Source organism: Streptomyces sp. NPDC044704 (assembly GCF_056433525.1).
Genome location: NZ_JBWKGY010000011.1, coordinates 272461 through 280355, shown reverse-complemented (window position 1 = coordinate 280355; position 7895 = coordinate 272461). Strand labels below are relative to the sequence as shown.

Below are 7895 nucleotides of genomic sequence, written 5' to 3'. Positions count from 1 at the left end.
GTTTTGGGCGCCCCGGCCCCCCGCGCACGGGGGCCCCCCCCCCCCCCCCCAAAACCCCCCCCCCCCCCCCCCCCCCCCCCCCCCCGCCCCCGGCCCCGACCCACCCGCAGCCCCCGGCCCCGACCCACCCGCAGCCCCCGGCCCCGACCCACCCGCAGCCCCCGGCCCCGACCCACCCGCAGCCCCCGGCCAGGGGGAGTGCCCCGCAGCAGCTGCCCCGTGACCTCCGACCGGCCAGGTCAGAGGCCCAGGCGGGTAGTCGTCAGGGTCGCCACTGCTTCCTTCGGGCCGTCCAGTTCCACCGCGGCAGCGGCCTGGCGGCCGAAGCAGAACAGCGTCAGTTCCCCCGGTTCCCCGGTGACCGTCACCACCGGGGTGCCCTTGTGGGCGACCGTGGTCTGGCCGTTCGGCCGCCGCAGGACGAGGCCCACCGGCGAGCGGCGCCCCGTGAGGCGGGCCAGCCGGTCCAGGCGGGACCACAGGACGTCCGAGAACACCGGGTCCAGCTCCCGCGGCGACCAGTCCGGCTGGGCCCGCCGCACGTCCTCGGCGTGGACGTAGAACTCCACCGCGTTCGCCGCCTCGTCGATCTGCTTCAGCGCGTACAGCGACATCTTCGGCGGCCCGGTCCGGATCAGCTGAAGCAGCTCCTCGTACGGCTTGGCGGTGTACTCCTCCATGGCCTTGTCCAGCCGCGCCTTGAGCACGTTCAGCAGCAGACCCCCCGCCGCGTCCGGCCGCCGCTCCCGCACCACCACGTGCGCGGCCAGTTCCCGCGCCCGCCAGCCTTCGCACAGCGTCGGCGCCTCCGGGCCCGCCGCTTCCAACAGGTCGGCCAGCAGCAGTCGTTCACGCTTCGCATGGGTAGACATGGCGGCAAGCCTACGGCCGGAAGCAGCCCCCCGCCCGCCCATCACGTGGACAGTGATCCATCGCGGCCCCGGTGACCCGGCACAATGTCCCACATGAGTACGTCCTCCCTCGACCCCGCCATCGCCGCGCGCCTCAAGCGCTCCGCGGACGGCCTGGTACCGGCCATCGCCCAGCAGTACGACACCGGTGAGGTGCTCATGCTCGGCTGGATGGACGACGAGGCCCTGCACCGCACCCTGACCACGGGCCGCTGCACCTACTGGTCCCGCAGCCGCGGCGAGTACTGGGTCAAGGGGGATACTTCCGGCCACTTCCAGCACGTGAAGTCCGTCGCCCTGGACTGCGACGCGGACACCGTGCTCGTCAAGGTCGACCAGGTAGGGGCCGCCTGCCACACCGGCGCCCGCACGTGCTTCGACGCCGATGTCCTGCTCGCCGACGCCGAATAGGTAGGTTCCCACGCCATGGATCTCGAGACGTTCCGCAAACTCGCGGTGGACCGCCGCGTCATCCCCGTCAGCCGCAAGCTGCTCGCCGACGGGGACACCCCGGTGGGGCTCTACCGCAAGCTGGCCGGGGAGCGCCCCGGGACGTTCCTGCTGGAGTCCGCCGAGAACGGCCGCTCCTGGTCCCGGTACTCCTTCATCGGCGTGCGCAGCGACTCCACCCTGACCGTCCGGGACGGGCAGGCGCACTGGATCGGCACCCCGCCCGTCGGCGTCCCCACGGACGGCGACCCCCTCGACGCGCTGCGCGCCACCGTCGAGGCCCTGCACACCCCCCGCGACCTCGCGGGCGGCACGCCCCCCTTCACGGGAGGGATGGTCGGCTACCTCGGCTACGACATCGTGCGCCGCCTGGAGCGCATCGGGGAGCACACCCGCGACGACCTGGAGCTGCCCGAGCTCACCATGCTGCTGACCTCCGACCTGGCGGTCCTGGACCACTGGGACGGGACGGTCCAGCTGATCGCCAACGCGATCAACCACAACGACCTGGACACGGGCGTGGACGAGGCGTACGCGGACGCCGTGGCCCGCCTCGACGCCATGGAGGCGGACCTCGCGCGGCCCGCCCCGTACGTCCCGACCCCGCTGCCGGCCTCCGAGCTGCCCGAGTTCTCCGCCCTGTGGGGCGGCGAGCAGTACCAGGCGGCCGTCGAGGACGTCAAGGAGCGGATCCGGGCCGGCGAGGCCTTCCAGGTGGTGCCCTCGCAGCGGTTCGAGACCCCCTGCGAGGCGTCCGCGCTGGACGTGTACCGGGTGCTGCGGGCCACGAACCCGTCGCCGTACATGTACCTCTTCCGCTTCGAGAACGGCTTCGACGTGGTCGGGTCCAGCCCCGAGGCGCTGGTCAAGGTCGAGGACGGGCGGGCGATGGTCCACCCGATCGCCGGCACCCGCCACCGCGGCGCGACCCCGCAGGAGGACAACGACCTCGCCGAGGAGCTGCTGGCCGACCCCAAGGAGCGCGCCGAGCACCTGATGCTCGTCGACCTGGGGCGCAACGACCTGGGCCGGGTGTGCGAGCCGGGCTCCGTCGAGGTCGTCGACTTCATGAGCATCGAGCGGTACTCGCACGTCATGCACATCGTGTCCACGGTCACCGGGCGGGTCGCCGAGGGCCGGACGGCCTTCGACGTGCTCACCGCCTGCTTCCCGGCCGGCACCCTCTCGGGCGCGCCCAAGCCGCGCGCGATGCAGATCATCGAGGAGCTGGAGCCCTCCCGCCGCGGCCTGTACGGCGGCTGCGTCGGCTACCTGGACTTCGCCGGGGACTCCGACACGGCCATCGCCATCCGTACCGCGCTGCTGCGCGACGGGACGGCGTACGTGCAGGCCGGCGCGGGTGTCGTCGCGGATTCGGTGCCCGAGCTGGAGGACAACGAGTGCCGCAACAAGGCGGCGGCCGTGCTCCGCGCGGTGGGAGCGGCGAACCGCCTCCACCGGGCCTGAGGCCGTAGGGGATAGTGGGGTACGTGAGTGCCGTACCCCACCCCCGGAACGAAGCCGAGGCCCCCGAGAGCTCCGCAGGCCGCCGCAGTGTGGCCGTCGCCCTGCTGCTCGGCGCGCTCGGTGCCACCGTCGTCCTGCTCGCCTCCGGCCGCGTCTGGGCGCGGGGCAGTGCCGCCGTCGGCGGTGGCCTGCTCCCGCTGAGCGCGGACGGGCGGGCCGTGACCGGCCTGCCGGCGGCGCTGGCCATCGTCGGCCTCGCGGCCCTGGTCGCGGTGTTCGCCGTGCGCGGCCGGAGCCGGCTGCTGGTGTCCGGGCTGCTCGCGCTGAGCGGCCTCGGCGCCGCGCTGTCCGCGCTGGCCGCCGCCGACGACCGCCGCACGCTGGACGACCGGGCCGCCACCGCGACGGCGGACACGGCCGCGCGGGTGGCGGAGGTGACCCATACGGCGTGGCCGTACATCACGGCCGGCGGAGCGGTGCTGATCCTCCTCGCGGGGCTGCTCGCGCTGCGCTTCGGCCGGAGCTGGCCCGCCATGGGGGGCCGCTACGAGCGGGACGGCAGCCCGCGCCCGCGCAAACCGGCGGTGGTGGACCCGGACCGGCCGGAGGACTTGTGGAAGGCTCTGGACCGCGGCGAGGACCCGACCCGCTGAAGGATCACCCCGTCCCGTGCGGGACAATGACAGCGAGCGTGCGGCACAGCACGTGAGACAGAGCAACGAGGAGCAACTCATGGCGGGCACGAGCCACGGACACACCCCGGCCGCCTGGACCGGTGTCATCATCGCCTTCATCGGTTTCTGCGTCTCCGGCGCCTTCATGGTGCTGGCGAACCCGCTCGGGTTCTGGGCGGGCCTCGTCGTCGTCGCGCTCGGCGGCGTCGTCGGTCTCGCGATGCGGGCCGCGGGCATGGGCGCGCCGAAGGCCACCCACCGCGACCTCGCCGAGGTCATCGCCGCGAACCGGGTTCCCGCCAAGGTCTGAGCGCGGACCGTGGTCCGGCAGGGCCCGCAGACGCGGAAGGCGCGGCCCGTCGGGCTGCGCCTTTTGTCATGAGCGGAGAGAATCTGCGGGTGGACGCCCCTCGCACCCCCTCCGCTCCGCCGCCCCCGGTGCCCGCGGCGCCCCGGCCGCCGGCCGGGCCCGTACCGGCCTCCCGGGCCCGGCGGCTGGCCGCGCCCGTGCTCGCCGTGGCCGGGGCCGCGGCCGCCTTCGCGTACGTGGGCGCCGTGGATCCCAACGAGCCCGGGCACTATCCGGTCTGCCCGCTGTTCCGCCTGACCGGCGTCCTGTGTCCCGGCTGCGGCGGCCTGCGCAGTGCGCACGCCTTCGCCCACGGCGACCTGGTGACCGCCCTCGGGGCGAACGCCCTCGCGGTGGCCGGCTACCTCGTCTTCGCCGCTTTCGCGGCCCTGTGGCTCGTCCGGGCCTTCCGGGGCCGGCCGGCGCCCCGGCTCGCGCTGGGTCCGGTCGCCTGGTGGACGGTCGCCGCGCTGACGACGGCTTTCGCCGTTGTCCGGAATTTCCCGTTCGGCTCCGCTCTGGCGCCCTGAACCCGGGCGGGGCCTAGGCGTGGCCTAGGGGAAGGCCATATTCCGACTGTCCAGTCAATGGGAAACGACGAAGTCCGTGCGGAGGCCGCGGCGACCTGCGGATACCATTTGAGTGTCGACCTTGCAGTGATACCTGTTCCGCAAGGCGGCCGACCGTCATCAACCCGGAAGGGGGCCGCTCGCGTGAGTGTGCTCGACGAGATCATCGAAGGGGTCCGCGAAGACCTTGCCGAACGGCAGGCCCGCGTGAGCCTCGACGAGCTCAAGGAGCGTGCCGCCAAGGCGCCCCAGGCCAAGGACGGTGTCGCCGCGCTGCGTGGCGACAGCGTCAAGGTGATCTGCGAGGTCAAGCGGTCCAGCCCGTCCAAGGGCGCGCTGGCCGCGATCGCAGATCCGGCCGGGCTCGCCGCCGACTACGAGGCGGGCGGTGCGGCGGTCATCTCCGTCCTCACCGAGCAGCGTCGTTTCGGCGGTTCGCTGGCCGACCTGGAGGCCGTCCGCGCCCGCGTGGACATCCCGATCCTGCGCAAGGACTTCATCGTCACGGCCTACCAGCTGTGGGAGGCCCGCGCCTACGGCGCCGACCTCGCGCTGCTGATCGTCGCGGCCCTGGAGCAGGAGGCCCTGGTCTCCCTCATCGAGCGGGCCGAATCCATCGGCCTGACCCCGCTCGTCGAGGTCCACGACGAGGACGAGGTCGAACGCGCGGTGGCCGCGGGCGCCAAGATCATCGGCGTCAACGCGCGCAACCTGAAGGACCTCAAGGTCGACCGCTCCACCTTCGAGCGCGTCGCCCCGGAGATCCCCGACCACATCGTGAAGATCGCCGAGTCCGGCATCCGCGGACCGCACGACCTGATCGCCTACGCCAACGAGGGTGCGGACGCCGTGCTCGTCGGCGAATCCCTGGTCACCGGCCGCGACCCGAAGGCGGCCGTGGCCGACCTCGTCGCCGCCGGCGCCCACCCCGCCCTGCGCCACGGCCGGAGCTGACCCCTCCGTGGCCGCCCCCCGCTCCTGCGTCCGCACCCGGCCCGGCAACGGCCCGGCCGGTGTGCCGACGACGCACGCGCCCCTGGCGCGCGGCTGCCGCCCCCGCGGCTGCCGCGCCCCGGCCCGGCGCGTGCACGGCCGGCGGGTGCGCTACGTGATCGGCTCCGAGCCCGGTCAGGTCAACGGCATGCGATGGCGCGGCGGAACCGCGCCCTGACGACGGCCGTTCCCGGCCCGGTACCCCCCGAGGGGTGACCGGCCGGCGGCCGCGCACGGTCCCTCGCCCGCAGCCCCAGGCTCCCGGCGCGGACCGGCCCGTCCGTACGCCCAGAGCCCCCGGCGGGGCGCACGGGCCGTGGACCGGGGGCGCAATACGGTGCTCGCCAGCCAGCCGTCGGTACCGCTTCCGCATCACGTAGGAGTAGTGGCCATGCCCACCAGCTCGTTCTTCATCCCGGACCCCGAGGGTCACGTCCCCAACGCCGAGGGCTACTTCGGCGACTTCGGCGGCAAGTTCATCCCGGAGGCCCTCGTCGCCGCCGTGGACGAGGTCGCCGTCGAGTACGAGAAGGCCAAGAACGACCCGGCCTTCGCGGCCGAGCTCGACGAGCTCATGGTCAACTACACGGGCCGGCCCAGCTCCCTCACCGAGGTGCCCCGCTTCGCCGGGCACGCGGGCGGCGCGCGGATCTTCCTCAAGCGCGAGGACCTGAACCACACCGGCTCGCACAAGATCAACAACGTGCTGGGCCAGGCGCTGCTCACCAAGCGCATGGGCAAGACCCGCGTCATCGCCGAGACCGGAGCCGGCCAGCACGGCGTGGCCACCGCCACCGCCTGCGCCCTCTTCGGCCTCGACTGCACCATCTACATGGGCGAGATCGACACCCAGCGCCAGGCCCTCAACGTGGCCCGCATGCGGATGCTCGGCGCCGAGGTCATCGCCGTGAAGTCCGGCTCCCGGACCCTCAAGGACGCCATCAACGAGGCGTTCCGCGACTGGGTCGCCAACGTGGACGAGACCCACTACCTCTTCGGCACCGTCGCCGGCCCGCACCCCTTCCCCGCGATGGTCCGCGACTTCCACCGCGTCATCGGCGTCGAGGCCCGCCGCCAGATCCTGGAGCGCACCGGCCGGCTCCCCGACGCCGTCGCGGCCTGTGTCGGCGGCGGCTCCAACGCCATCGGCCTCTTCCACGCCTTCATCCCGGACGCCGGCGTCCGCCTGGTCGGCTTCGAGCCCGCCGGACACGGCGTGGACTCGGGCGAGCACGCCGCCACGCTGACCGCGGGCGAACCCGGCATCCTGCACGGCTCCCGCTCCTACGTCCTCCAGGACGAGGAGGGCCAGATCACCGAGCCCTACTCGATCTCCGCCGGTCTGGACTACCCGGGCATCGGCCCCGAGCACTCCTACCTCAAGGACACCGGCCGCGGCGAGTACCGCGCCGTCACCGACGACGCCGCCATGCAGGCCCTGCGCCTGCTCTCCCGCACCGAGGGCATCATCCCGGCCATCGAGTCGGCGCACGCCCTCGCCGGCGCCCTCGACCTGGGCAAGGAGCTGGGCGAGGACGGCCTGATCGTGGTCAACCTGTCCGGCCGCGGCGACAAGGACATGGACACGGCGGCCCGCTACTTCGGGCTGTACGACGGCGAAGGCACCGAGGGGGAGTCGAAGTGAGCAACGGCAACATCGAACTGCTGAGCAGCACCCTCGCGAAGGCCAAGTCCGAGGACCGGGCGGCCCTCGTCGCCTACCTCCCGGCCGGCTTCCCGACCGTCGACGGCGCCATCGAGGCCGTCAAGGCCGTCATCGAGGGCGGCGCCGACGTCGTCGAGATCGGCCTGCCGCACAGCGACCCGGTCCTGGACGGCGCGATCATCCAGACCGCCGACGACATCGCCCTGCGCGGCGGCGTGAAGATCGCCGACGTCATGCGCACCGTCCGCGAGGCCTTCGAGGCGACCGGGGTCCCGATCCTGGTCATGACGTACTGGAACCCCATCGACCGCTACGGCGTCGAGCGGTTCACCGCCGAGCTCGCGGCGGCCGGCGGCGCGGGCTGCATCCTGCCCGACCTGCCGGTCCAGGAGTCCGCGCTGTGGCGCGAGCACGCGCAGAAGCACGGTCTGGCGACCGTCTTCGTCGTGGCCCCCAGCAGCCAGGACGCGCGGCTGGCCACCATCACCGCCGCCGGTTCCGGCTTCGTCTACGCCGCCTCCCTCATGGGCGTCACCGGCACCCGCGAGTCGGTCGGCAACGAGGCCCAGGAGCTGGTGCGCCGCACCCGCGCCACGACCGAGCTCCCCGTCTGCGTCGGCCTGGGCGTCTCGAACGCCGTACAGGCCAAGCAGGTCGCGGGCTTCGCCGACGGGGTCATCGTCGGCTCGGCCTTCGTGAAGCTGCTGCTGGACGCCCCGGACCTGCCGTCCGGCCTGACCGCCGTGCGGGCCCTGGCGGGCGAACTTGCGGAAGGCGTACGCAGGTCCTGACGCCGGGCGGGCCCCATCGGGGGTT

At 73.6% G+C, this 7895-nt stretch carries 10 protein-coding genes; 9 read left to right on the top strand and 1 reads right to left on the bottom strand.

All coding sequences use genetic code 11. The features are described 5' to 3' along the window. Nucleotides 1-239: 239 nt before the first annotated feature. Nucleotides 240-872, bottom strand: a complete 633-nt coding sequence (locus AC07B0_RS26235; protein ID WP_356882638.1) for a TIGR03085 family metal-binding protein — start codon at nt 870-872, stop codon at nt 240-242. 84 nt (nt 873-956) lie between these two features. On the opposite strand from AC07B0_RS26235, the gene hisI reads away from it, so the two are divergent. From hisI to trpA, 9 genes are all read left to right on the top strand, one after another. Beyond that, nucleotides 957-1322: a phosphoribosyl-AMP cyclohydrolase gene (gene hisI / locus AC07B0_RS26230; RefSeq protein WP_356882640.1), complete on the top strand. Its 366-nt coding sequence runs from the start codon at nt 957-959 to the stop codon at nt 1320-1322. Between the two features lie 15 nt (nt 1323-1337). Then, nucleotides 1338-2828 (top strand): anthranilate synthase component I, encoded by a 1491-nt coding sequence (locus tag AC07B0_RS26225; protein WP_356882642.1) that lies wholly within the window; start codon nt 1338-1340, stop codon nt 2826-2828. 14 nt (nt 2829-2842) lie between these two features. Next, on the top strand, nt 2843-3481 hold the full coding sequence (locus AC07B0_RS26220) for a TIGR02234 family membrane protein (RefSeq protein ID WP_469380065.1): 639 nt from the start codon (nt 2843-2845) through the stop codon (nt 3479-3481). Nucleotides 3482-3560: 79 nt separating this feature from the next. Next, entirely contained in the window at nt 3561-3812 is a 252-nt protein-coding gene (locus AC07B0_RS26215; RefSeq protein WP_356882646.1) for an HGxxPAAW family protein, read from the top strand. Between the two features lie 68 nt (nt 3813-3880). Beyond that, complete coding sequence (locus AC07B0_RS26210) at nt 3881-4381, top strand: DUF2752 domain-containing protein (protein WP_478865546.1); 501 nt, start codon at nt 3881-3883, stop codon at nt 4379-4381. 183 nt (nt 4382-4564) lie between these two features. Next, nucleotides 4565-5374 (top strand): indole-3-glycerol phosphate synthase TrpC, encoded by an 810-nt coding sequence (trpC, locus tag AC07B0_RS26205; RefSeq protein ID WP_266788879.1) that lies wholly within the window; start codon nt 4565-4567, stop codon nt 5372-5374. A gap of 7 nt (nt 5375-5381) precedes the next feature. After that, the gene (trpM, locus tag AC07B0_RS26200; RefSeq protein WP_467291163.1) at nt 5382-5591 is read left to right on the top strand and encodes a tryptophan biosynthesis modulator TrpM; all 210 of its coding nucleotides are present in this window, start codon (nt 5382-5384) and stop codon (nt 5589-5591) included. Nucleotides 5592-5804: 213 nt separating this feature from the next. Then, complete coding sequence (trpB, locus tag AC07B0_RS26195; protein WP_478865547.1) at nt 5805-7058, top strand: tryptophan synthase subunit beta; 1254 nt, start codon at nt 5805-5807, stop codon at nt 7056-7058. After that, nucleotides 7055-7870, top strand: a complete 816-nt coding sequence (trpA, locus tag AC07B0_RS26190; RefSeq protein ID WP_356882652.1) for a tryptophan synthase subunit alpha — start codon at nt 7055-7057, stop codon at nt 7868-7870. The genes trpB and trpA overlap by 4 nt, the downstream gene beginning before the upstream one ends. Nucleotides 7871-7895: the final 25 nt, after the last annotated feature.

What these genes read in the sequence shown, in the direction of transcription:
- AC07B0_RS26215 (WP_356882646.1), top strand. Translation starts at nt 3,561, where the DNA reads ATGGCGGGCACGAGCCACGGACACACCCCGGCCGCCTGGACCGGTGTC.
- hisI (WP_356882640.1), top strand. Translation starts at nt 957, where the DNA reads ATGTCCCACATGAGTACGTCCTCCCTCGACCCCGCCATCGCCGCGCGC.
- trpB (WP_478865547.1), top strand. Translation starts at nt 5,805, where the DNA reads ATGCCCACCAGCTCGTTCTTCATCCCGGACCCCGAGGGTCACGTCCCC.
- AC07B0_RS26235 (WP_356882638.1), bottom strand. Translation starts at nt 872, where the DNA reads ATGTCTACCCATGCGAAGCGTGAACGACTGCTGCTGGCCGACCTGTTG.
- AC07B0_RS26210 (WP_478865546.1), top strand. Translation starts at nt 3,881, where the DNA reads ATGAGCGGAGAGAATCTGCGGGTGGACGCCCCTCGCACCCCCTCCGCT.
- AC07B0_RS26225 (WP_356882642.1), top strand. Translation starts at nt 1,338, where the DNA reads ATGGATCTCGAGACGTTCCGCAAACTCGCGGTGGACCGCCGCGTCATC.